This window comes from Streptomyces sp. NPDC052496, from assembly GCF_040679095.1.
In the GTDB taxonomy this organism is placed as follows: Bacteria; Actinomycetota; Actinomycetes; order Streptomycetales; family Streptomycetaceae; genus Streptomyces.
Window position 1 is genome coordinate 187,587 of sequence record NZ_JBFAUH010000006.1, and the last position, 24,497, is coordinate 212,083.

Genomic DNA, 24,497 nt, shown 5'->3' on the forward strand with positions numbered 1-24,497 from the left:
GCCTGACGGCAGACCAGACGCAGGCCTGACGGCAGGCCGGGAGGCCGCACCGCCTAGGAGCGGAGTCTCCCGCGACCGGTGCCCCAGCACCCACTCCGGGCCCGGCAGCGGACGGACCATGCGAACACCTGACGCCGGGTTGCGGGCCGACCGAGCGGGGAATGCGACGGGCAACGCGCTTGTTGTGCCGCACGTAACGCCCGCGGAGCGGGTGACGCATGCGCTTGCCCGTACCGAAGCGGCGAGCTACGTGCGGCGGGCAGTCCGTGGTACGGGAGAGGAGACGGCCGTGGCCGAACGCAGCCCCGAGACGAACGTCATCGACTTCCGGGCCGCCGAGCAGTTGCTGGCGGCCCGCGACGCACGCGGCGCTGTGCGCCTTCTGGACGCCGTCATCGCCGCTCACCCGGAGAACACCGCGGCCCGCCTGCTGCGCGCCCGTGCCTTCTTCCTCGCCGCCCAACTGCGTCCGGCCGAACTGGAATTCCAGATCGTCCTGGAACGCGAACCGGACAACGCCTTCGCCCACTTCGCCCTGGCCCGCACCCTCCAGCGTGCCAACCGCCCGGAGGAAGCCAAGCGCCACTTCCGCCTGGCCGCGGCTCTCGACCCCCGCCCCGACTTCATCGAAGCCGCCCGCTTCGCATCTCCGGCAGATCCTGAAGAGGCTTAGAACGCGGCTTGCGACGCGCGACGCGCGGCTTGCGGCTTGCGACGGCTCCTCAGCTCTTCGTCCGGCAGCCGTCTGCCAGGCGCCTATTCGCCTATTCGCCTGCGGGCACCCCCTTCTCCGTCGTCGTCATCGTTCCCACCCGCGTCAGGTCGGTCTCGGCGTGCGCTGCCTGTGCCGTGACCACCTGGCCCGCGGCCGTCCCAGCCGAGGTCGGCCGGGCTGCGGCGGCGGGGCGGCCCGGCACCTGAACCGTGGTCGGGTTCGTACGGTGGCACGTCCTTGCCCGGCTGGTAGTGCGGTCCTTGGTGGATGTGCCGTATCACCATCGTCAGGTCGGTCGCGGCGAGTACGGTGACCACCGCGCACGCTGCCGCCCACCCGGGCCTGCCGGCCAGCGCGAACGCCACCGTGCCTGCCGCGGCCCACAACAACCCCCACAACGCCAGCCCGCGGCGCATCTTCAGCGGGCTCCGCGCCTGAAGAGGCTCATTACCGGTACGCATCACCGCTCACCACGTATCGCTCCTCGTAGATGTTCTGTTTCCGTCTGGGTGTGCTTATTGCCTCGTCGTGCCAGGTGCGCGTCTGCACAGTGCCCCGGTTGGTCGTGGCCCGGCGGCACGGATCCGCTGCCGGGCGCCGGGCGCCGGGCGCCCGGCGCGGGGCGCCGAGTGGCGGGGCGAGTGCGGTCGTCTCTCCTTTCAGGATCCTCCCGGGCGAAGGGTCGCGTCATGTGGTTCGTGAGCGGCTCCCGGGCCTGGGCCGGCGGGCGTCGGTCTCCGTCGGTCTCCGTCGATCTTCGTCATGCTCACGGTGATCCCCGAGGCAGGCCCGGGCGGGGGTCACCGGCCGGGTGGCTGTTGATCCATGCCAGGCCGCCGATGTCGAGGCGGGTCCGGGCCCGGGTGACGGCCACGTAGGCCAGGCGCGCTTCCGCGAGGTCGATGGGTCCGGGGAGCGGTTCTCCGGCCGCGTCGCGTTCGTCGAGGTCGTCAGGCCCTGTGAAGTCGTCCGCGATCCGGACCGTCGGCCACTCCCGTCCCTTGGCCCGGTGCGCCGTCGAGACCGTGACCTCGGCTGCTTCCTCCTGCGACAAGCGGTCCAGTGCCCGCAGCAGGGCTTCCGTGCCGTGCTCGTCGACGAGTTCGACCAAGGGCTGAAGGTCCCGGCCGGACGGGTCGTACCCCGCGTACTCCCGCAGCTCCTCCCAGGACTCGAAGAGCAACAGGTCGGGGTGGGACGGGCGGCGCCCCGATCTGAGGTCGTGCGCGGCCCGCGCCAGCGCGGCCAGGGCCCCGCCTCCACCGGCCAGTGCCACCCGGCGTCCCAGTTCGAGCTGCCGTATCACCTCCACCATCGCTCCGACGTTGGTCCGGCACAGCACCGCGTCCGGTCTGGGAACCCTTTCCAGCTCGGTGACCAGGCGGGGAGAGCCGTCGAGCCGGATCGGTGCGCCGACGATGGCCAGCCAGCGGTTGGCTTCCGCGGCCAGCGCCGGACCGAAGCGGAAGGAACGGGACAGGGTCAGCTGTCTGCCGTCGAAGCCGCTCATCACGTCACGTGCTCCGCGCCATCCGTAGATCGCTTGCGCGGAGTCCCCGACCATGACCAGCTGGGCATGGTCGCGCTGGGCGGTGAAGACCTGTTCGACCACGGGATTGGTGTCCTGGGCCTCGTCGAGGAGGAGGAAGTCCGCCGTGATCTTCGGGGCGCCCAGGGCCCACATCTTCAGGTAGTGATCGTGTTCGAAGCGCACGGTGCCCTGCTCGGGATCTTGGAGATCGGACCAGGCCTTGCGGGCGAAGGGCAGGACGACCTCCGTCAGCTGCTCGTGCAGCACGTCCGCCTCGGCTCCGCGCAGGCGTGGCACATGCTGGTCCGTGAGGTCCGGATCGGCGGACTGACAGAACTGGGTCACGGTGCGCAGGGCCGAGTACGACAGTGCCTTGTTGCCGATACGGCGGGCACCGATGCGTACGTTCATTCCGGCGTCGATGCCCAGGGCCGCGCCGACGCGCCAGCCCGCCTGCCGTGGGGCGTTCAGCCGGGCCTGGTAGTTCTTGCCGACGGACGCGTACGCGAGCGCGTGGGCCGTACTGCACGTGACGTGGCGGGGGAAGCGCCGGGCGGCGTCCCGGGCGATCGACCGGTTGAAAGCGATGTAGCGGCCCTGTCCGCACGGTGGGCGCCCGCGTGGGGGCGGGGAGTGGGCCAGCAGGGCGAGCGTGGTCGTCTTGCCTGTGCCGGCTCCGGCCTGGATCACGAGGTGGTCGCCGGCGCGGAAGGCGTCCGCGGCGGCGGTCTGCTCGACTGTCGGACGGTTCGTGTCGTCGGCCGGGCGGTGCGTGGACGAGTGCTGCGCGGACGGGAGATGCATGGTCGGACGCTGCATGACTGTTCCTCACGCTGTTGCTTTTCGTCACTGTGCGTGACGACTGAGTCGACGGTAGCCCATCGCGAGCCGGCCGTGGGATTTCTCTCGCGGCCTGTGGATAACTCCGGCCCGGCGCTCGTCGGCGGGGCCGTTGTCAGTGCCGTCTGCTTCCATCGGTCTCACGCGGTTCGAGTGGTTCGGGTGGAAGGGAGGGATGGCGGTGGACGACCGTAAACTCACAGGCCGGGGTGGTGAGCGGCGGGGAAGTGAGCGGCGGACGGAAGGTGGCGGGATGGCGGAGGGTGCGGAGTTTGGTCACTGCGCCGCGGTCTTTCTGCCCGCTGAGCCGCCGCGGGCGGGCCGGTTCGCCTTCTGGCGTCCGGACGGCGGTCGCCTCCCGGCCCCTGTCACGGCCGTGGCCGACGCTGCGGGGACGGCTGGCACGACCCGAGCGGCCGGTACGGAAGGAGCCGACGGCGCGGAGGGGGCGAGCGGCACGGAGAGGGCGGCTTATGCGAGGGCGGAAGCGGCCGAGCTGACGGTCGCGCGCCGGCACGGCAACGGTGCCCGTAGACGTACGGTTCCCGCGGTGCTGCTTCCCCTCGCCGAGGCAGTGCCCCTCCTGGCCCGTGCCCGGCACGATCCGTCCGCCCACCCCGCCACGGCCTGCTGGGGCGCGGCCGTCCTCCATGCTCTGAACCTGGCCGCGCGCGGCCGGATCCTGCCCGGGCTGACAGCCCAGGACGTCGACGCCTGGCGCGCCGGGCCGCTGGAGCCCGAGGACGTGGCGCACCTGCGGGCGGTCGCCGCCGCCATGCCGGCCGAGGCGTACGCCGTTCCGCTGCCCGACACCGTTCCCCTACAGGTTCCCGACCCGGCGCTGCTGGTCAGGGCCCTCGTCGACGCGGTGGTGGACGCGCTGCCCCGTACGCCCGCCGCGGCTCACCTGACCGGTGCGCCCTTCGCGGCTGCGGAACCGCAGTACCTGCCCGGCGCGCGGGACTGGGCTGCCGAAGTGGCGGCAGGAGTGGATGCCGGGGTGCGGCTGTCCATGCGGCTCGACCTGGCCGCCCACGGGCTCTTCGACATACGGGAGGAGAACGGGGACACGGCGGAAGGCCAGGCTCCTGACGCTGCCGCACCGGCCGCTTCGGCAGCCGAAGAACACAGTGCCGCTGCGGCCGTCCTCCAGGTGCACAGCCTCACCGACCCCACCCTCGTCACCGACGCCGTACAGCTGTGGGAAGGCGAGGGCCCCGACCACTTCGGTCCGCGCGCCCGCGTCGACACCCTGCTGGCACTGCGCCGGGCCGCCCGCGTCTGGCCCCCGCTGTCCCGCTTCCTGGAGCGGCCGGTGCCCGACGTCCTCCCGCTGACCGAGGAGGAGCTGTACGAGCTGCTGGGCGACGCGGCACCGCGCCTGGCCGCCGCCGGCATCGCCGTGCACTGGCCGAAGGAGCTGGCCCGGGGGCTGACCGCGGCTGCCGTCCTTCGTCCGGCCCCCGGCTCGGCGGCCGACGGGTTCGGATTCTTCGACACGGAGAAGCTGCTGCAGTTCCGCTGGCAGGTGGCGCTGGACGGCGTGCCGCTCTCCGAGGCGGAGATGGACACCCTGGCGGAGGCCCACCGGCCCGTGGTGCGGCTGCGCGACCAGTGGGTGCTGGTCGATCCCGCGCTCGTCCGCAAGGCCCGCAAACGCGAACTGGGTTATCTGGATCCGGTCGACGCCCTGGCCGCGACGCTGAACGGCACCACCGAGGTGGACGGCGAGGAGGTGGAGGTGGTGCCCCTGGGCGCCCTCGCCGCCCTGCGCACCCGCCTGACCCGGGAAGCGCCCGTCCCGCCCCAGCCCGCCGGGCTGAACGCGACCCTGCGCGACTACCAGCTCCGCGGCCTGGCCTGGCTGGACCGGATGACGTCCCTCGGGCTCGGCGGCTGCCTCGCCGACGACATGGGCCTCGGCAAGACCATCACGGTCATCGCCCTCCACCTCCACCAGCGGCCCGCCGCCCCCGTCCTCGTGGTCTGCCCGGCCTCCCTGCTCGGCAACTGGCAGCGCGAGATCGAGCGCTTCGCCCCCGGCGTCCCCGTACGCCGCTTCCACGGCACCGGACGCAGCCTGGACGACGTGGCCGGCGGCTTCGTCCTGACCACGTACGGCACGATGCGTTCGAGCGCCGCCGCACTGGCCGCCCGCTCCTGGGCCTGGGTCGTCGCGGACGAGGCGCAGCACGTGAAGAATCCGCGCTCCTCCACGGGCAAGGCGCTGCGCGGCATCAAGGCGCCGGCCCGCATCGCCCTCACCGGCACCCCCGTCGAGAACAACCTGTCCGAGCTGTGGACCCTCCTCGACTGGACCACCCCTGGCCTCCTCGGCTCGCTCAAGACCTTCCGCGCCCTGTATGCGCGTGAGGTCGAAGGAGGCGAGGACCCGGAAGCAGCCGAACGCCTCGCCCGGCTGGTCCGCCCGTTCATCCTGCGCCGCAAGAAGTCCGACCCCGGCATCGCCCCCGAGCTGCCGCCGAAGACCGAGACGGACCACCCGGTGGCGCTGGGCCGCGAACAGGCCGCGCTGTACGAGGCGGTCGTCCGCGAGACCCTGGCCCGTATCGAGGCGGCCGAAGGCATCGCCCGCCGCGGCCTCGTGATGAAGCTGCTGACCGCCCTCAAACAGATCTGCAACCACCCCGCGCAGTACCTGAAGGAGGCCGCACCCGGTCTGGCGGCCCGGTCCGGGAAGCTGGAGCTGCTGGACGAACTGCTCGACACGATCCTCGCGGAGGGCGGCGCGACGCTGATCTTCACGCAGTACGTGGAGATGGCGCGCCTGCTGGAGAAGCACCTGACCGCACGCGGCATCGGCAACGCCCTTCTGCACGGCGGCACGCCCGTAAAGGTCCGGGAGGAGATGGTCGACCGGTTCCAGTCGGGCCGTACGCCGGTCTTCCTGCTCTCCCTGAAGGCCGCCGGCACCGGGCTCAACCTCACCCGGGCCGGCCACGTGATCCACTACGACCGGTGGTGGAACCCGGCGGTCGAGGAACAGGCCACGGACCGGGCCTACCGCATCGGCCAGACCCAGCCGGTGCAGGTCCACCGGCTCATCGCCGAGGGGACGGTCGAGGACAACATCGCGGAACTGCTCACCGCCAAGCGGGCCCTCGCGGACGCGGTCCTCTCCGGCGGCGAGACCGCCCTGACCGAACTGACCGACGCCCAGCTCGCCGACCTCGTCTCCCTGAGGAGGGCCGCATGAGCCGCCGCCCGGGTCGCATGGAACGAGGCCCTGGGGAACACCCAGGCCCTATGGGGCGCTCAGGCTCCACGGAACGCCCAGGTGCCATGGACCGCTCCGACCGGTCGCGTACGTTCCCGCCGCTGCCGCAGCGCGCCGGCGCCCGGGGACTGTTCGCCGAGTCGTGGTGGGGAAGCGCCTGGCTGGACGCGCTGGAGACCACGGCGCTGGACAGCGCCCGCCTCGCCCGCGGCCGTACGTACGCGCGAGACGGCAATGTCGACACGATCAACGTCATCCCCGGGCGCATCGCCGCCTCCGTACGGGGCAGCAGGCCGCGCCCGTACAACGTGGTCATCCGCCTCCAGCAGCTCACCGCCGACGAGTGGACCGTCCTCCTGGACGCGATCGCCGCCGAGCCGGCCCAGCTCACCGCCCTCCTGGCCAAGAAGCTGCCGAAGGCCGTCGCCGACGCGGGCGTACGGCTGCTGCCCGGGCCGGGCGACCTCGTGACGCGCTGCTCCTGCCCCGACCACGGCAACCCCTGCAAACACGCCGCCGCGGTCTGCTTCCAGGTGGCGCGGCTGCTGGACGCCGACCCGTTCGTGCTGCTCCTCATGCGCGGCCGTGGCGAACGCGAACTCCTCGACGAGCTGTCGCGCCGCAACGCGACCCTCACCGCCCGGGAGGCCCGCAGCACTCGGCTCCCGCCGCCGGGTCCGCTCGCCGGGCTGCCGCCCGAGGCCCGCACGCCCGGCGTCCGCACGCCCGTGAGTCGCAGCGGACCGCAAGCGGACGCACGGGCAGCGGCTGCCGCGGGCAGGACGGCGAGGGACACCGCGTACGCACCGGTCGTGGGCGCGGAAGCGGAGTCTGCGCAGGCCGTGGGCGCGGAGGCGGAGCCTGTGCCGTCCCGGGGCGCGGAGGCGGAGTACGAGCCGTCCCGGGGCGCGGAGGCGGAGTACGTGTTGCCTTCCGCCTCGCCGGGGCCGGCTGGGGCATCCCGGTCGCCCCGTGGCGTACTCGCCCGTGCCGCCCTGGCCGACCGGCTGCTGCCGCCTCTTCCGCCCCCCATGCCTCTGCCGCCGCAGCCCGGGCACACCCATGCCCTGCCGGAGGCCGACGGTCTTCCGCTGGACGCGGGCGCCCTCGAATTCCTCGCCACCGACGCCACCGCCCGAGCGCACGCCTATCTGAGTGCCCTCCAGGCCGCCGCCCCGGAGGCGTCGGCCGCCGGCCCCCGCTCACCACTGGCGAACGAGGCCGGGCCGAGCCTCCCGCAGGCGTCCGGCCGGTCCCCTTTCCCCGCCCTCACGCCCTGGCAGGACGGCATCCGGCTGGCCGCCACCGCCCATCCCACCGCCGGGCTGACCTCCACCACCCGCGCCCTCTACCGTGACCTCGCCGCGGCCACCGGCCGTACCGTCACGGACGTGGCGCGCGCCGTCGCCGCCTGGCGCCAGGGCGGCCTCGAAGGACTGGCACTGCTCGACACCACCTGGAACCCGCCGGCCGGCGACTTCGACCGCGCCCGCAGCGCCCTGATCGCCGCCGGCCTCCCCGCCCTCCGGCCCCGCCACAACCACCTCACCGACCCCGCCCGCGGCCTCCAGCTGCGCTTCGGCCACGACAACCGCTGGTATCCGTACGAATCCGATCCGGGCACCGAGGACTGGTGGCCCACCGGCCGCGCCGACGCCGACCCCGTAGGGGCCCTCGGCGCGCTGCTCGGCCCATGACTAACCTCGGGGCCGTGGAAGGTCTCGACACACTCACCCGATCCCTCGCACAGCGCACTCCCGAAGAGCTGGCCGCCCTGCTCTCCCGCCATGCGGAAGCGCTGTCCCGCAGGCCCGCGCCCACCCGGCTCCGCGAGCTGGCCGGCGCCCTGTGGTCGTACGAAACCCTCCACCACACGGTCCTGCATCTCGACCACCCCCGCCTGCACCTGCTCGCCGCCACCGCCCGTATCAGCCAGGAGCTGGCCCGCGGCGCCGCCCCCGTACCCGCGGCCCCCACCGCCGGAGCCGGTTACCAGTCGCTGATGGCGCACCGGCTGTCGTTCCCGGACCTGGCCACCGAACCGGTCCCGGCGGACGACGCCTTCCGGGCCCTCGGCGCCGCCGCTCCCGGACCTGCCCGCGACGCCGTCACCGCCGCCCTGGAACGCCTCTACGCGGACGGGCTCGCCGCACCGACCGAGGACGGCGCCATCGTCGTCCCGCCGCGTACGCCACAGCTTCTGGCCGCCCACGACCTGGGGAATTTCACTCCCGTCGCCCCACACCTCCCGGCCCTCACGGGAACCTCCGCTCCCGGGACGGGCACCTCCGGTGCGACCGCCCTCCGGGACGAGTCCCAAGCCGCCGCGTCGGCCCTCGCCGCCACCCTGGACCGGCTGCTCGCCGCGCTCGCCGTCCAGCCGGCGGCCCTCCGCAAGACCGGTGGCCTGGCCGTCCGCGAGATCAAGCGCCTGGCCAAGGCGGCGGGGACGACCGAGGCCCGTACGCGCCTCCTGCTCGACCTCGTGCTCGCCGCCGACCTCATCGCCCTGACGCGGACTCCCGCCGGCATCACGGCAGTGCCCACCGGGGCGTACGACGCGTGGCTGGCGAGGATGCCCGGCGAGCGGCTGGCCCCGGTCCTCACCGCCTGGACCGCCCTCTGGGCCATCCCCACCTACAGCCCCTTCGGTGAGACCCCCACCGCCCTGGTGCGCGGCGAGGACCGGCACGCCCCCGCCCTGCGCCATGCGCTCCTCAAAGCGCTGGCCGGCACCCCGGCCGGTGCGCAGCCCTCCCGGCTCGCCGAGGGCGCGGCTCTTGCGTCCCTCGCACCCGTCCCGCCCCTCCCGTCCCAGTCGTCCGGGAATCCGGATCACCGCCCGGATCTGTCCGCCCTCCTGGAGGCAGCGGCCTGGCACCGGCCGCTGGCCGTCGTCGGCGAGCCGCTGGCCGAGGACCGTGCCGCCCACATCCTCGACGAGGCCGCCTTCCTCGGGCTCATCGCCCATGGTGCGCTGACACCGCTGGGCCGTGCTCTGCTCGCGGCGTCCCCGGCGGACCCTGAAGTGCTCGGCGCCGCCCTCCGGGAGCTCCTGCCGCCACCGGTCGAACAGGCCCACTTCCAGGCGGACCTGACGGCCGTCGTGCCGGGACCTCCGTCGGCGGACCTCGCCGGCCTGCTGTCCTCCGCCGCCGAGCGCGAATCCGAAGGCCACGCCGTGACCTGGCGGTTCACCCCCGCTTCCGTACGACGGGCCCTCGACTCCGGCCACGACGCCGCGGACCTGCTCGCCGCGCTGGCCGAGGTGTCGGCGACGGGCCCCCTGCCGCAACCGCTGACCTACCTGGTCCAGGACGCGGCCCGTGCCCACGGCCGGATGCGCGTACTGCCCACCGCCTGCTGCATCCGCTCCGACGACGAGGCGCTGATCCGCGAACTCGCCGCCCACCGCGCCCTCCAGGGCCTCGCCCTGCGTGCCGTCGCCCCCACGGTCCTGGTCAGCGCCCAGCCGCCCGCCGCGACGCTCGAAGCGCTCCGTGGCGCCGGTTACGCCCCCGCCCTCGAATCCGGGACCGGCACCGCGTCCGTCGAACGCCGTGCCGGCCACCGCACCAGCGTCACCTCGTCCGGCCCGGCCACCACGCCGCTGGCCCTCGCCCGACGACTCCTTTCGGAGTGATGTGCGGAGCGGCGGGCAGTGACTGTCAGTGACGTCAAGTAGCGTGATGGAGCAAGGAGTCGGAGGGGCGCACACGAACTGTCGGTGGCTCCGCCCGGCCCGGGCATGAGGGGGATGCCGTCCCCTACCGTGGCAGCGACGTACGACCGTACATCCCGTACGGCAGGAGCAAGGGGGACCGATGGACGCGGAGTTGGCGACACTCGCGGCGACGGGAGCGTCGGCGCTGGTGCAGCAGATGGTGACCGAAGGGTGGACGCAGGCGCGGCAGCGGGTGGCGGCCTTCTTCGCGCGGCGCCGGGACGGCGGCGAGGAGGAAGCTCTCGAAGGGGAGCTGGAGGTGTCGCGTACGGAGCTGGTGGCCGCGCAGCGCAACGGCGACGAGGACGGCGCGGCCGACGTGGCGGCCGAGTGGCGGGTGCGGCTGCGAAGGGCCCTGCGCGACGACCCGGAGGCGGCCGAGGAGCTGCGGCGGCTGCTGGCGGAGCTGCGGCCGGAAGAGGGCGCAAGAGTCGAGGTGAGAGAGGTGCACAACACCATCAGCGGCGGGGTGCACAACGCGACCACCATCCAGGCCGGAGTGGTCAACAACCTGGACGCCCGGAGCAGCCGGTTCGGGGAAGGCCCGGCTCGTGGCTGACCCGGGGCCCGGCGGTCCCAGCCCTTCCGCCGACATGGCCGCCTCGGATGCGGCAGCCTCCGATGAGGTCGCTTCCGGCGTGACGGCCGCCGATGTGGTCGCCGCTGAACCGGCCGCGCCCGGCGGGACGGCCGTCGGTGTGCGCAACGACATCAGCGGGACGGTGTACGGGACCGCCGTCCAGGCCCGGAGCATCGGCACGCTGACGATCCGGGAGGCCGCGCCGGCGATCGTGCCGGGCGCCCCGGTGCCCCGTACGCTGCCCCCGGTCACCCGCCATTTCGTCGACCGTGACGCCGTACTGGCCGAGGTGACGCGCTTATTGGACGAAGCGCTGCCGACCGGCGGCGCCGACGGTGCGGGAGATGCCGGAGCGCCGCTCGTGGTCGTCCTGTGGGGCCCCGGAGGTGTGGGCAAGACGGCCACCGCCCTCCGCCTGGCCGCCGCGCTGCGCGGGCGCTTCGGAGAGGGCGAGCTGTACGCGGACCTGCGCGGGGCGTCCGCGGCGACGGCGGCCGGGCCGTCCGAAGTGCTGCTGCGCTTCCTGCGCGACCTCGGTGTCCACCGGGACTGGCTGCCGGCGGAACCGGACGCCCAGGAAAGCACGTTCCGCAGCGTGACGGCGGGACGGCGCATCCTCACGGTGCTGGACGACGCGCACTCGGCCGCACAGGTACGGCCGTTGCTGGCCGCGTCCCCGGCCTCCCTGGCCATCGTGACCAGCCGGACCGACCTGAGCCGCCTGGTGATCGAGTACGGCGCGCACACCATACGGCTCGGACCGCTGCGCACCCCCGACGCGGTGGGGCTGCTCGCCCGCCTGGGCGGTACGGGCCCGGGAGTCGAGGCGGTGGCGCGACGGTGCGGCGGGATGCCGCTGGCCCTGTGCGCGATCGGGGCGCGTGCCGCAGGCAGGCAGCAACCGGACTGGGAACGGCTGGAGCGTGAGATGGACACGAGCCGCGAGGACGACAGGGGACACGACGGCAACCGCGCGGCGATGGACGCCGCGTACGGGCACCTCTCGGAGGCTACGGCCCGGCTGTTCCGGCTGGCGAGCCTGCGTCCGTGGCGGCACGTGACGCCGGGCGCCGCCGCAGCCGCGGCGGGCACGTCCGAGGACACGGCGAGCACCCTGCTCGCCGAACTGGCCGGCGCACGGCTGCTGGAGATCGCGACCGGAGGGGAAGGGGCGGCACGAACCGCGCTGCTGGAGGACGCGACCGGTGAGGAGGAGACCGTACGAGCCGCGCCCGACAACCCGGACAAGGGCCCCGGCCAGGCGCGTTACCGGTTTCACGACCTCTGGCGGCAGTACGCGGAACGGCGCGCGCTGACGCAGGATGGCATCGCGGGAGCCGCTGCGGCCGTCCGCCGGACGCTGCTCTGGTACGTGCGCGCCGCGGCCGCCGCCGACGCGTGTGTGCTGCCGGGCCGCTGGCATCTGGGGCCCGCCTACACCCGGCTGGCGGGCCGGCCCGCGGCCTATACGGACGGCCTCAGTGCCCTGGCCTGGCTGCGGGACGAGCGGGAGAACCTGACCGAGGCGGTACGGGCCGCGGCGGACCACGGACTCGACGACCTGACATGGCAGTTGTGCGAGGCGATGTGGGGGCTGCACCTGCGGCTCGGCTTCCACCAGCAGTGGATCTCCACCCACCGGCTCGGCGTCGAGGCCGCCGTCCGGTGTGCGGAGGAGTGCCCCGAAGCCGAGGGGCGGATGCGCGCCCAGCTCGGCTTCGCCTACCTCGGACTGGCGGAGTACAGGCAGGCGCGCGAACAGTTCGAGAGGGCCGCTGCCGCCGACCGGCGCGCCGGGCACGTACGGGGTCAGGCGACGGCGGTGGAGTCCCTGGGGCTGCTGCAGCTGAAACAGGAACGGTGGAGTGATGCCGCCGAGTGCTTCCGGTCGGCCAGGAGCCTGGCCCGGCAGGTCGGCGACCCGCGTGCGCTGGCCCTGCTCGAACACCACCTCGGACGGTCGCTCCAGGGTATGGGCCGCCATGACGAGGCGATCGGGCAACTGCTGCACGCGCGGGAGCTGATACGCGCGCTGCCCGACCCGTACAACGAAGCCCGGGTGCTGATGAGCCTCGGACGGACCCTGCTCGACGCCGGGCGCGCCGAGGAGGCCGGTGAACCGCTCGGCCGGGCCGCGTCGGTCATGGCGGCGGAAGGCTCGGTCGTCCAGCAGGCCGACCTCGCGGAACTGCGCGCCGACCGGGCCGCCCGGACCGGGGACACGGCGGGTGAGATACGGCATCTGCGCACAGCGCTCGACTGCCACGAAAGGACGGGATCACCCAGGACCGGCGCCGTACGGGCCCGACTCGACCGGGTGACGGCCGCCCGTAGGGAGGCGATACCGCGCGGAGAGGTCAGCGGGCAGGAGTGATCGTCACCTGGAGGTGGTGGTCGGCGTCGCCCGTCACCACGACCAGGCCGTCGAGGAGCTTCTCGACGGGCCTGCCGCGCTCGTACCAGGCGTGGAGAGCCGAGGCGTAGACAGCCGGATCGCACAGGTCGCGGCGGCCGTCCGGGCCGGGCACCGCGGTGAGGGTGACGAGGCGGCCGTCCGGGAGGCGTACGAGGCAGGTGTCCGGCGCGGTGACGCACGCCGCCATGGCGCAGTGCCGGTACCGGCGCATGGTCTCCCGCGTCCACGCCTCGGGCTCGGGCTCGGGCCGGGAGCCGTGGAGCACCAGGTCGGCGAGGGCCAGCCGGGACGCGTCGGGGACGTCCTCGGGGACGGCGGTGTGGGCTGTGGCCTGGGGTGCGGAGCGCCCGGTGAGGGGTGCCCCGGCCGGGTCTTGGAGCGGATGCGGGCTCTGCGGCGGGTCCTGGGTCGCGTCCGGATCCAGGGCCGGCCACGCCACCGTGCCGGGGCCGTCCGCGTAGCGGGTGACGGTTATTTCGGGGAGGGCGGCGGGGCGGTGGTCGTGCAGGTGGGTCAGGACGCGGAGCGGTGTCAGGCGCGGAGCCGCGGGCGGGATGTCGGAGGACTGGTCGCCGCGCGCGGGGTCGGGCAGCCGCGGCAGGAAGGCCGGTGACCGGGGCTCGGTGAGGCCCATGAGGTCGTAGAACGTGCGCCGGAGCAGGGCGGCCGAGGCGCCCGGAGCGGAACTGGCCAGGGCGGCGAGCTGGGCGTACCGGTCGGGGTGGTGGCCGGCCAGCAGCTCGTCGAGCTGGGGGAGGAGGGGTGCGTACGGGCGCAGCCGGGGAGCCGTCCGGCCCAGTTCGGCGACGGGTGACGCCGGGTCGAGATCGTCCTGGGGGAACGCGCCGAGCAGTACGGGCGTACCGATGGCGGCCGCGTAGTACGTCACGCTGCCGTGATCGCCGATGACGGCGTCGGCGGCGGCCAGCACCTGCCGCCACGGGCCGAGCGGAGGTACGACGGTCAGTCCGGCCTGCTCGGCGTGGCGCAGCCAGGCGCGCACCTGCCCGGGGCCGTGTCCGTGCCAGATGTTCGGATGCAGGACGGCGCAGCGGCGGTAGGAATCGACGGGCAGTTCGCGGACGAGGCTCTCCAGGAGCCAGGGGAGGACGTCGTCGGCGTCACCGAACAGTGAACGGGGGCCCCAGGTGGAGTTGACGACGACGAGGCGCGCGCCCGCGGACACGCCGAGCGCACGGCGGAAACTGTCGCGGTGGGGGAGTGCGGCCAGTAGGCGGTCGAAGCACGGGTCACCGGCGAGTACGGCGGTGCGGGCGGCGGGCGGACAGGCTTGGCGGAGACGGTCGAGCTGCTCCGGGTGGGACAGTACGGTCGCCGTCGCGAGGGGCTCGCCGTCCCGCAGCAGCCACTCCGGTGAGAGCCCGAAGACCGGCGCCCGCACGGCACCCCGCCCCGGCCCCCGGTGTCCGGTGTCCGGTGTCCGGTGTCCGGTGTCCGGTGTCCGGTGTCCGGTGTCCGGTGTCCGGTGTAGGAAGCCTCTTATTGTAGCCAATACCGTGCGAGAGAACAGCCAACTTGCCTTTTACGCGGTGGAGTTCGCCGCCGTAGCTGGCGCTGACCGCCAGGTCCACCGGAGTCTTCACGGCCTGTTCCCAGGGCAGTACGGGCAGCCCGGCTTCCGCCAGCAGTTCGGGTACGCCGTGCAGGAACGGGGAGGAACCGGTACACGTGGCCAGGCACTGGACGCGCGGGTCGGCGTCGAACAGGGGCAGCACGTCCAGGAGCCGGGTGGCGGAGGTGACGTTGTGCACCACGAACAGGACGCGCGCGGCTCCGGCCCGGGTGGACCACTGCGCCGCCTCCGGGCCGACCGGAACCCGCAGCCACCTCTGCCCGTCCGCGTCCGTTTCCCCCACACGCCTCACCCTTCACCCCTGGCCCGACCGGCCACCCTAGCCGGTGTGCCCGTCCGTCCGGCGCGCCCGGCAGAATGAAGAGGTGCGGCTCGAAGCGATCACCTGGGACCGGCTGACGGACGCGCTCGCCGAGCGCATCAACGCGACGGCGTCGGCGGACGGCAGTCCGTGGCTGCGCGTCGCCGTCGACGGAGCGCCGGCGGCCCGTACGGCGGAGGCCGCCGAGCTGCTCGCCGAAGCGCTGCGGCTGCGCGGCAGGCCCGTGCACGCCGTCGCGGCCGACGGATTCCTGCGCCCCGCCTCCCTTCGCCTGGAGTACGGCAAGGAGGACCCCGACGCGTACTACGACGCGTGGTTCGACCGGCAGGCCCTCTGGCGCGAGGTGTTCACGCCGCTCGATCCTGGCGGTACGGGCCGGGTGCTGCCGGACCTGTGGGATCCCCGGACGGACCGGGCCACGCGCAGCCCGTACACCGAACTGCCGCCGGGAGGCGTGCTGCTGCTGCACGGCCCGCTGCTGTTCGGGCACTGGTTCCCGTTCGACCTGTCGGTCCACCTGAAGCTGTCGTCCGCCGCGCTGGCCCGCCGCACCCCGCAGGACGAGCGGTGGACGCTGCCCGCCTTCGCACGGTACGAGGACGAGGTACGGCCCGAGGAGGCCGCTGACGTCGTCGTGAAGACGGACGACCCGAACCGCCCGGCCTGGAACGGCCACGGCTGACCGGCTGGACCCGGCTGACCGCACGGACCCGGCCGCGCCCCGAGGACGACGGCGCCGGTTAGCGTGGGCCGATGACCACGACGTGCGGGAATCCGGAAGGGGCGCTGCGCATGGAGGACATCGGCTGGGACACGGACGCGGCGCAGTGGCTGAACCCGCCGCCGGAGGCGGTCCGCGATCCCGGAGCCCCGGACGGCGGGCCGCTGGTCGTCACGACCGCCGAGGGCAGTGACTTCTGGCGGCACACCAGTTACGGCTTCGTCCGGGACACCGGCCACGCGCTGCTCACGGCCTTTCCCGTGGACTCGGCCGTCGAGGTGTCCTTCATCGCCGCGTTCGACGCACTGTACGACCAGGCCGGGGCGATGGTGCGGGTGGACGACCGCACCTGGGTCAAGGCAGGGGTGGAGATGAGCGACGGAGCGCCGCAGCTCGGTGCGGTGGTCACCCGGGAGTGGTCGGACTGGTCGCTGGCGCCCGTACCGACGTGGGCGGGACGCGAGGTCACGGTGCGCGTGAGCCGCAGCGGTGACGCGCTGACCGTACGGGCGCGGCGCGAGCAGGAGCCGTGGCGCCTGGTGCGGCTGGCGCCGCTGGACCCGGAGGCGACGGCGTACGCGGGGCCCTTCTGCTGCTCGCCGCAGCGGGCCGGCCTGCGGGTACGGTTCACCCGCTTCGCGACGGGACCGGCCGACACCTCGCTCCACTGACCACGCTGTCGTCTGGCACCCCCCTCCCCTCGGTACCGCGTCAGGCGTCGGCCAGGGCCAGCAGCTTGGTCACCGTGTTCCAGTTGCGGGCCGTGGCCGTCACGCCGAGCCGGGCGCGGGAGACGGCTTCGGCGAGTTTGGAGCGGCCGATTCCGTTCGGGCACCACAGGTACAGGTCGCGGCCGATCAGCCGGAGCCGGTCCGGCACGTACGTGTCGCGATCCAGGGCCGCCAGCGGGGCCGGGTCGGCGGGGGCACCGGACAGAAACGTCACATGCAGGGTCTTCGGCTCCGCCACCGCCTCCGGGAAGGGATTGGCCGCGACCGTGGCGGCCAGCTCGTCGCGCGTCCGGACCAGCACGGGGACGCTGAAGCCCAGGTCCTCGGCGATCCGGGCCTCGATGCGGCGCGCGGTCTCCTCGGGCGGCGTGCCCGGGTCGGCGAAGACGATGTTGCCGGTCTGAAGGAGGACCGTCACGTCCGTGTGGCCCAGCGATGCGAACAGCTCGCGCTGCCGCGCCATGGGGAATCTCTTGTTGCCGCCGACGTTGATGCCGCGGAGCAGGGCGATCTGACGGGACATGGCTGGTGGCGTCTTCCTTCAGAGGGACCGGTGGAGGGGGGAGACGTGCCGGAGGCGGGCACGGGCCGGGGTCAGAACAGCGGCTGCGGAAGGACGCCCTCCAGGGCCAGCAGTTGGCGCTTGGTCTCCAGGCCACCGCCGAAACCGCCGATGCCGCCGTCACTGGACACCACCCGGTGGCACGGCACGACGACCGGAAGCGGGTTGGAGCCCATGGCGGCGCCCACCGCGCGGGCGGCTCCCGGCTCACCGACCCGGTCGGCCAGATCCTGATAACCCACCACCGTGCCGTACGCGACATGGGCGGCCAGCACGCGCAGCACCCGCTCGTTGAAGCCCGAGGACAGCGACCAGTCCAGAGGGACGGTGAAGGCCCGCAGGCCGCCGTCGAAATACCGGGCCAGCTCGTCGGAGGCCGTGGTCAGGTGGGATATCTCCGGGAGCGGATCCCGGCCGAACGCCTGCCGGAGGCGGTTCAGCGTGCGGTGGGTGGTCCGCTCGTCGGCGTGGAAGCCGACCAGCGCCAGGCCTTCTCGGGTCGCCGCGAGCAGCAGGGGGCCGATGGGCGTGTCCAGCACGCGCCAGGCCCAGTCGCGCGGCTCCTTCGGCTCCGGCCGCCCGCGTGCTTCGCCGCGCGCGGCCGGCTCGTCCGGACCGGCCCGCTGATCACGCTGCTCACGCTCTGCGTTCATCACGGCATCAGCCTATGGCCTGCCACTGACAACGCCCCCGGAACCGAGTCCAGGGGGCGTCGCACGCACCGGTTCCGATGCCCGCCGCTCTCTTCCGTCCTAGCGGCCGGCGCCCTCCAGGGCGTCGCGGACGACGTCCGGCTTGTTGCTGATGATGCCGTTCACGCCCTGCCCGGCGGCCTTGACCGCGTTGGCGGCGTCGTCGATGGTCCAGGTGAAGACCTCCAGCGGCCGGCCGTGCGGGCCCTTGGTCTTGTGCACGGACGCGACGTACCCGGCGTCGATCGACTTGTACTGGGGGTTGATCTGGTCGGCGAAAGCCGCGTACGTGGGGAGTTCGGCGACGGCGGGTGTCCCGAGGAAGCCGGTCTTGACGTCGCGGCGCAGACCGTGGACCTTCTTCACCGAGTCGGCGCTGAAGCTCTGCACGATCAGCCGGTGCTTGACGTGGTGGCGGTCCAGCCAGCCCTCCGCGCGCAGCTCCTTGAGGATCTGCCGCTCGATGCCGGGGTAGAGCTCGGGCGACTTGATCTCCAGCAGCAACTTCTGGCCGTTGTCCTCGACCGCGTCCATGTAGTCCTCCAGCGTCGGGACACGCTCGCCGGCGAACTTCGGGCCGAACCAGCTGCCGGCGTCCAACTGCTCGATTTCCTTGAGCGTGAAATCGGCGACGTTCCAGGGTGCCCGGCCGGGGAAGACCTGCTCCACGTCGGTCGTCCGGGCGAGCGAGGTGTCGTGCAGGACGACCAGCTCGCCGTCCTTGGTGCGCTGGACGTCGTTCTCCACCCACGCGAACCCCAGGTCGGCCGCCGCGTCGACGGCGGCGAGGGTGTTCTCGGGCGCGTAGGCGGAGGCGCCCCGGTGGGCGACGGTCGTCACCCCTCTGGGGTGGCTGTCGGCGGCCTGGGCGCCGGTGGCGGGGAGCAGGGACGCGGCCAGGCCCATGAGCACCCCGGCGGCGGTGGCGACAGCGGCGACAGGACGGATGCGCATACGAACTCCTAGTGACGACATGGGGACGCGCCGAGAGTCGCAGCCGGGGTGTACCGGAAGACAGGCGTCTGATGGACAGAAAGGGAACGAGAAGTGTCCTGTGCCCTGTGTTTGAACGCTCCGGTCGCGTGCGCTGCTCACACCGCACTCAACGTCCGTACGTGCCGGACTCGGCGCGGGGTGCGGAGTCCCGGCCTCCACGCCCGGAAGCCGGGAAAACGGCCCGCCCGGCCCCGCTGGCCGGTTCTGTACCTACGGCCGCCCCGCGCCGTCCCCTGCCCCGCACGTCCCCCACCCGCCGCCCCGCCGTAACTGCCGGCGGAACCGCTGGTCGGAGCGTTTTACGGCCGGTTGTCAGTGGGGAGTCGTACGGTTGGTTCCATGCGGCCCGTATCCAAGATCGAACGCACGGTGGCACCTTTCGAGGTCGTCAGCCCGTATCAGCCCAGCGGCGACCAGCCGGCGGCCATCGCCGAGCTGGCGCAGCGCGTCAGCGGTGGGGAGAAGGACGTCGTCCTGCTCGGCGCGACCGGTACCGGCAAGTCGGCGACCACCGCGTGGATGATCGAGAAGCTGCAGCGGCCGACCCTCGTCATGGCGCCCAACAAGACCCTCGCGGCACAGCTCGCCAACGAGTTCCGGGAGCTGCTGCCCAACAACGCCGTCGAGTACTTCGTCTCGTACTACGACTACTACCAGCCCGAGGCGTACGTCCCGCAGTCGGACACCTACATCGAGAAGGACTCCTCGATCAACGAGGAGGTCGAACGGCTGCGCCACTCCGCGACGAACTCCCTGCTCACCCGGCGTGACGTGGTCGTGGTCGCCTCGGTCTCCTGCATCTACGGCCTGGGTACGCCCCAGGAGTACGTGGACCGCATGGTGCCGCTCAAGGTCGGTGACGAGATCGACCGCGACCAGCTGCTGCGCCGCTTCGTCGACATCCAGTACACCCGCAACGACATGGCCTTCACCCGGGGCACGTTCCGCGTCCGCGGCGACACCATCGAGATCTTCCCGGTCTACGAGGAGCTGGCCGTCCGCATCGAGATGTTCGGTGACGAGATCGAGGCGCTCTCCACCCTCCACCCGCTGACCGGCGAGGTCATCAGCGAGGACCAGCAGCTGTACGTCTTCCCGGCCAGCCACTACGTCGCCGGCCCGGAGCGCATGGAGAAGGCCATCGCCGGCATCGAGGCGGAGCTGGCCGAGAGTCTCGCCACGATGGAGAAGCAGGGCAAGCACCTGGAGGCCCAGCGGCTGCGGATGCGCACGACCTACGACATCGAGATGATGCGCCAGGTCGGCTCGTGCTCCGGCATCGAGAACTACTCGATGCACATGGACGACCGCGCCCCCGGCACCGCGCCGAACACCCTCCTGGACTACTTCCCGGACGACTTCCTCCTGGTCATCGACGAGTCGCACGTCACCGTGCCGCAGATCGGCGCGATGTACGAGGGCGACGCCTCCCGCAAGCGCACCCTGGTCGAGCACGGCTTCCGGCTGCCCTCCGCCCTCGACAACCGGCCGCTGAAGTGGGAGGAGTTCCTGGAGCGCGTCGGCCAGACCGTCTACCTGTCGGCGACGCCCGGCTCGTACGAGCTCTCCCGTTCCGACGGGTACGTGGAGCAGATCATCCGCCCGACGGGCCTGGTCGACCCCGAGGTGATCGTCAAGTCCACCGAGGGCCAGATCGACGACCTGGTGCACGAGATCCGTACGCGTACGGAGAAGGACGAGCGGGTCCTGGTCACCACCCTCACCAAGAAGATGGCCGAGGACCTCACGGACTACTTCGTCGAGCTGGGCATCCAGGTCCGCTATCTGCACAGCGACGTGGACACCCTGCGCCGCGTGGAGCTGCTGCGGGAGCTGCGGGCCGGCGAGTACGACGTGCTGGTCGGCATCAACCTGCTGCGGGAGGGCCTCGACCTGCCCGAGGTGTCGCTGGTGGCGATCCTGGACGCCGACAAGGAGGGCTTCCTCCGCTCGGGCACGTCGCTGATCCAGACCATCGGCCGGGCCGCCCGGAACGTCTCGGGGCAGGTCCACATGTACGCGGACAAGATCACTCCGGCGATGCGGAGGGCCATCGACGAGACCAACCGCCGCCGGGAGAAGCAGCTCGCGTACAACAAGGAGAAGGGCATCGACCCGCAGCCCCTCCGCAAGAAGATCGGCGACATCGTCGCCACGCTCGCACGCGAGGAGATCGACACCCAGGAGCTGCTGGGCACGGGCTACCGCAAGGGGGCCGAGGGCAAGGACGCCAAGGGCAAGGCGCCGGTGCCCGCGCTGGGCGGCAAGGCGGCCAAGGGCAAGGCCGCGAAGGGCGGCACGCCCACCGACCGGCCCGCCGCGGAACTGGCCGAGCTCATCGAGGAGATGACCGACCGGATGCGGGCCGCCGCCGCGGAGTTGCAGTTCGAGGTGGCCGCCCGGCTGCGCGACGAGGTCGGCGAACTGAAGAAGGAACTGCGTCAGATGAAGGAGGCGGGGCTGCGCTGACGGGGGAGGAGGAGAAGACGCGACCGCGGCGGGCCCGTGGTCGTACGAGGAGCGTGACCGTCCGGTCGTACGGAGAGCATGATCGTCCCGGTCGTACGGAGCGTGTGACCGGGGTGGCCGTACGGGGCACGTCGCCGGGGCGGCCGTACAGGGAGGGGTACGGGGAGCGTGGCGGTCGCCCCGGCGTACGGGGGTGTGGCCGCCGGCGTGCGCCGGGGGCTTCGCGGTCCGGATGTGTTGCAGGAACGCCACAAAGCGTGGGGCGGGTGCGTGCCGGGGGCGGGCCGTGCATAGGGTCGGGGGAGGCCGTCGGGGAGGCGGCAACGGGGAGAACAGAGCGAGAGGGGACGGCACGTGTCGGTCAACTTGTCCAAGGGGCAGGGCATCAGCCTGGCGAAGTCCGACGGGGGGACGCTGACCGCGGTACGGATGGGACTGGGCTGGCGTTCGGCGCCCCGCCGCGGCCTGTTCGGATCGCGCACCCGGGAGATCGACCTCGACGCCTCGGCGGTGCTGTTCGCCGACAAGCAGCCCATGGACGTCGTCTTCTTCCAGCACCTGATCAGCGACGACGGCTCGGTGCGGCACACCGGCGACAACGTGGTCGGCGGCGCGGGGCAGGGCGGGGACGACGAGGCGATCCTCGTCGACCTGTCGCGGGTGCCGGTGCACATCGACCAGATCGTCTTCACGGTGAACTCCTTCACCGGGCAGACCTTCGCCGAGGTGCAGGACGCCTTCTGCCGGCTGGTCGACGAGACCACCGGCCAGGAACTCGCCCGCTACACCCTCACCGGCGGCGGTGACTACACCGCGCAGATCATGAGCAAGGTGCACCGTTCCGGCAACGGCTGGCAGATGACCGCGATCGGCGAACCGTCCAACGGCCGTACGTTCAAGGACGTCGTCCCGGCGATCCTGCCGTACCTGTAAGCACGCACCAGGTCCCGTCGGCGAGCACGGGGCGCACCACACTTCGGGGGAACGACGATGACGGCCGAGCTTGTCCGCGGGCAGAACCACCCACTGGACCGGACCCGTTTGGAGATCAGGATCGCGGCGGGCGGGCCGGTCGTCGCGGGGGTGACGCTCGCCGGCGAACAGGGCAGCCTCGCGGGTGCCGAAGCGGTCGCCCATCCCGGCGCGCCACGCCGTGACGGCGTCGAGGTGCCCCGGCAGGCCGCCGCCGAACACCGGATCGCGCTCGACCTGGACGCCCTGCCCGCCGCCGTGCACCGCGCGAGCGTGCTGCTCGCGCTGCCCGTCGGCATCGGCGGTCCGGCGGCCTTCGGCGCGGCGGCGGCACCGTTCGTCGCCGTGACGGGCCTGGACGGCACGGAGCTCGCCACCTACACGCTCGTGGACCTCGACGCGGAGACCGCCGTCGTCGCGGTGGAGCTGTACCGCAGGCAGGGCGCCTGGAAGGTGCGGGCCGTGGGGCAGGGGTACGCGGGCGGGCTCCCGGCGCTCCTCCAGGACCAGGGCCTGCCGCAGGCCGCCGAACTGGCCTCGGAGATCCAGGAAGCGGTACGCAGCGGCCACGCGCGCTCGGTACCGGTCCCCGCCGCGGCAGCCGACCGTGCCGCGCCGACGGACCGCCCCGCGGCAGCCGGCCGCCCCGCGCCGGCCGGCCCCGCTGGGACGCCCGCCTCCGGCCGGGCCACGGCCCCGGACGCCGCTCATCCGGACGCCGCTCATCCGGACGCCGCTCATCCGGACGCCGCTCATCCGGACGCCGCTCATCCGGATGCCACCCACCCGGTTGCCGCCCGTCCGGACGCTGCCCACCCGGTCGCCGGCCGCCAGAACGCCGCTCCTGAGTCCCAGCCCCGTACCCCCTCCGAGGGCAGCGGCCCCATCGACTACCGGCACCCGAAGCGCCGCTCCACGCCCCCGCAGCCGCGCCCGGACACCTCCGCGGCCCCCACGCCCACACACGCTCCTGCCAGCCCCACACACGCTCCTGCCAGCCCCACACACGCCTCTGCCAGTCCCACACACGCCCCTGCCAGTCCCGCACCGGCCACGCCCGCCCCCGCCGCGCCCGCGTCCGGTGAGGCGCGCCCCGCCGGCCCGGTCGCCGGTGACGCCGCCGGACGGACCCCCGAAGAGCGGCTCTACAACCAGGTCTGGGGCATGTTCGAGGACCTGGCGCGGACCGTCGCCGCCTACCGCAGCGCCATGGACTTCGCCCAGTCCCGCCTGGCGAAGGAACTGGACGCCGTCAACGCCGACCCCCGTAACCGCATCGGAGCGGCCGCCGACGCCGCGCGCTCCGCCGCGCACGACAAGCACGCCCGCCTCGCGGCCCAGGCCCGCGAGGTCCTCGACCGCGACCTGGCCCAGCTCACCGCCGAGGCCGAGGTCGTCGAGCCCGCCCTGCCCCCGGCGTTCGCCGCCTGGAGCAGCCCGGTCTGGCAGGGCTACCGGCCCCCGGAGGAGTACCCGACGGCGGTACGGCTCGGTGATCTGCGCCTGCCGGAGTGCCCGGACCTGCGCATCCCCATGCTCGTACGGCTGCCGATGGACCGGGGGCTGTGGATCGACAGCGGGCAGCCGCAGACGTTCGACGGTGCGGGGGACGCCGACGACGCGTTCGCGAGCACCTTCGGCAGGGACGGGCTCGACGGGTTCGACGGGTTCGACGGGCTCCTCGGCGACGGCCCGGACGGCGGCGCACCGCTCGACGCGGCCGAGGTGCGGCGCCGGGCGGTGGACACGGCCGTCGCGCTCGCCGCCCGCCTGCTGGCCGCCCACCCGGCCGGCGAACTCACCCTCCAGGTCATCGACCCGGCCGGTTCGGCGGCGCCCGCTCTGGCGCCGCTGCTGGAGACGGGCGCCGTCCGCAGGCCCCCGGCCACCGGCGCGCAGGGCGTGACCGCGGTGCTCGGCGAGCTGACCCGGCGCGTGGACCTCGTACAGATGGCGGTCCGCAACCAGGCCGCGGAGGCCCTGCCGCCGGACCTGGACACCGCCGAGCAGCTGCTGATCGTCCACGACTTCCCGCACGGCTTCGACGACCGCGCCGTCAACCAGCTCCGCTACCTGGCGGACGAGGGCCCGTCGGTCGGCGTGCACCTGCTGATGGTCGCCGACCGGGCCGAGGCACGGGAGTACGGACCGGTCCTGGACCCGCTGTGGCGCTCCCTGCTGCGCATCACGCCGGTGCCGGACGCCCACCTCGCCGACCCCTGGGTCGGGCACGCCTGGACGTACGAGCCGTCGCGCGTGCCGGCCGGCAGTCAGGTGCTGCGCAAGGTCCTGGGCGACCTGGCCGAGGCCCGCCGGTCCCAGGGGCACACCGGCACCCGCGAGCACTGAGTCCCGCGAGCTCCCCGGGCACTACGGCACTACACGCCACGTACC

17 protein-coding genes are annotated in these 24,497 nt (G+C 73.3%); 11 read left to right on the forward strand and 6 right to left on the reverse strand.

The features are described 5' to 3' along the window. The first annotated feature begins 289 nt into the window (after positions 1–289). Entirely contained in the window at positions 290–673 is a 384-nt protein-coding gene (locus AB0L45_RS11065) for a tetratricopeptide repeat protein (protein WP_365838340.1), read from the forward strand. Positions 674–756: 83 nt separating this feature from the next. Here the strand turns inward: AB0L45_RS11065 and AB0L45_RS11070 are convergent, their stop codons facing one another. Both AB0L45_RS11070 and AB0L45_RS11075 read right to left on the reverse strand, forming a co-directional pair. Continuing rightward, positions 757–1,176, reverse strand: coding sequence for a DUF6343 family protein (locus AB0L45_RS11070; RefSeq protein WP_365838342.1), 420 nt, complete (start codon positions 1,174–1,176; stop codon positions 757–759). Positions 1,177–1,481: 305 nt separating this feature from the next. Further along, positions 1,482–3,050: a UvrD-helicase domain-containing protein gene (locus tag AB0L45_RS11075; RefSeq protein ID WP_365838579.1), complete on the reverse strand. Its 1,569-nt coding sequence runs from the start codon at positions 3,048–3,050 to the stop codon at positions 1,482–1,484. 289 nt (positions 3,051–3,339) lie between these two features. On the opposite strand from AB0L45_RS11075, the gene AB0L45_RS11080 reads away from it, so the two are divergent. From AB0L45_RS11080 to AB0L45_RS11100, 5 genes are all read left to right on the forward strand, one after another. After that, complete coding sequence (locus tag AB0L45_RS11080; protein WP_365838344.1) at positions 3,340–6,303, forward strand: DEAD/DEAH box helicase; 2,964 nt, start codon at positions 3,340–3,342, stop codon at positions 6,301–6,303. 86 nt (positions 6,304–6,389) lie between these two features. Further along, positions 6,390–8,021, forward strand: a complete 1,632-nt coding sequence (locus AB0L45_RS11085) for an SWIM zinc finger family protein (protein WP_365838346.1) — start codon at positions 6,390–6,392, stop codon at positions 8,019–8,021. 14 nt (positions 8,022–8,035) lie between these two features. Then, on the forward strand, positions 8,036–9,967 hold the full coding sequence (locus tag AB0L45_RS11090) for a helicase-associated domain-containing protein (RefSeq protein ID WP_365838348.1): 1,932 nt from the start codon (positions 8,036–8,038) through the stop codon (positions 9,965–9,967). A 181-nt stretch (positions 9,968–10,148) separates the two neighbouring features. Beyond that, positions 10,149–10,607, forward strand: coding sequence for a hypothetical protein (locus tag AB0L45_RS11095; protein WP_365838350.1), 459 nt, complete (start codon positions 10,149–10,151; stop codon positions 10,605–10,607). Between the two features lie 79 nt (positions 10,608–10,686). Further along, positions 10,687–13,002 (forward strand): tetratricopeptide repeat protein, encoded by a 2,316-nt coding sequence (locus AB0L45_RS11100; RefSeq protein WP_365838352.1) that lies wholly within the window; start codon positions 10,687–10,689, stop codon positions 13,000–13,002. Here the strand turns inward: AB0L45_RS11100 and AB0L45_RS11105 are convergent. Next, the gene (locus tag AB0L45_RS11105; protein ID WP_365838354.1) at positions 12,986–14,446 is read right to left on the reverse strand and encodes a hypothetical protein; all 1,461 of its coding nucleotides are present in this window, start codon (positions 14,444–14,446) and stop codon (positions 12,986–12,988) included. The two genes, AB0L45_RS11100 and AB0L45_RS11105, sit on opposite strands and share 17 nt — an antisense overlap. Before the next feature lie 557 nt (positions 14,447–15,003). Here AB0L45_RS11105 and AB0L45_RS11110 point away from each other — a divergent pair. Further along, positions 15,004–15,642: a uridine kinase gene (locus tag AB0L45_RS11110; RefSeq protein ID WP_365838356.1), complete on the forward strand. Its 639-nt coding sequence runs from the start codon at positions 15,004–15,006 to the stop codon at positions 15,640–15,642. A gap of 71 nt (positions 15,643–15,713) precedes the next feature. Continuing rightward, positions 15,714–16,352, forward strand: coding sequence for a DUF1349 domain-containing protein (locus tag AB0L45_RS11115; protein WP_365838358.1), 639 nt, complete (start codon positions 15,714–15,716; stop codon positions 16,350–16,352). Between the two features lie 40 nt (positions 16,353–16,392). Here AB0L45_RS11115 and AB0L45_RS11120 read toward each other — a convergent pair whose 3' ends face one another. The 3 genes from AB0L45_RS11120 to AB0L45_RS11130 all read right to left on the reverse strand — a co-directional run bounded on the left by AB0L45_RS11120 (position 16,393) and on the right by AB0L45_RS11130 (position 18,620). Then, a complete protein-coding gene (locus tag AB0L45_RS11120; RefSeq protein WP_365838359.1) occupies positions 16,393–16,935 on the reverse strand; it encodes a DUF1697 domain-containing protein in 543 nt (180 codons plus the stop codon). A gap of 71 nt (positions 16,936–17,006) precedes the next feature. Beyond that, a complete protein-coding gene (locus AB0L45_RS11125; protein ID WP_365838581.1) occupies positions 17,007–17,627 on the reverse strand; it encodes a methylated-DNA--[protein]-cysteine S-methyltransferase in 621 nt (206 codons plus the stop codon). A 99-nt stretch (positions 17,628–17,726) separates the two neighbouring features. Then, the gene (locus tag AB0L45_RS11130) at positions 17,727–18,620 is read right to left on the reverse strand and encodes a glycerophosphodiester phosphodiesterase family protein (protein WP_365838361.1); all 894 of its coding nucleotides are present in this window, start codon (positions 18,618–18,620) and stop codon (positions 17,727–17,729) included. 381 nt (positions 18,621–19,001) lie between these two features. On the opposite strand from AB0L45_RS11130, the gene uvrB reads away from it, so the two are divergent. The 3 genes from uvrB to AB0L45_RS11145 all read left to right on the forward strand — a co-directional run bounded on the left by uvrB (position 19,002) and on the right by AB0L45_RS11145 (position 24,452). Next, positions 19,002–21,131 carry an excinuclease ABC subunit UvrB gene (gene uvrB, locus AB0L45_RS11135; RefSeq protein ID WP_365838363.1) on the forward strand — a complete coding sequence of 710 codons (2,130 nt, stop codon included), beginning with the start codon at positions 19,002–19,004 and terminating at the stop codon, positions 21,129–21,131. A 354-nt stretch (positions 21,132–21,485) separates the two neighbouring features. Beyond that, a complete protein-coding gene (locus AB0L45_RS11140; protein WP_365838365.1) occupies positions 21,486–22,064 on the forward strand; it encodes a TerD family protein in 579 nt (192 codons plus the stop codon). 57 nt (positions 22,065–22,121) lie between these two features. Then, positions 22,122–24,452, forward strand: a complete 2,331-nt coding sequence (locus AB0L45_RS11145; protein WP_365838367.1) for a TerD family protein — start codon at positions 22,122–22,124, stop codon at positions 24,450–24,452. The last annotated feature ends 45 nt before the right edge of the window (positions 24,453–24,497 follow it).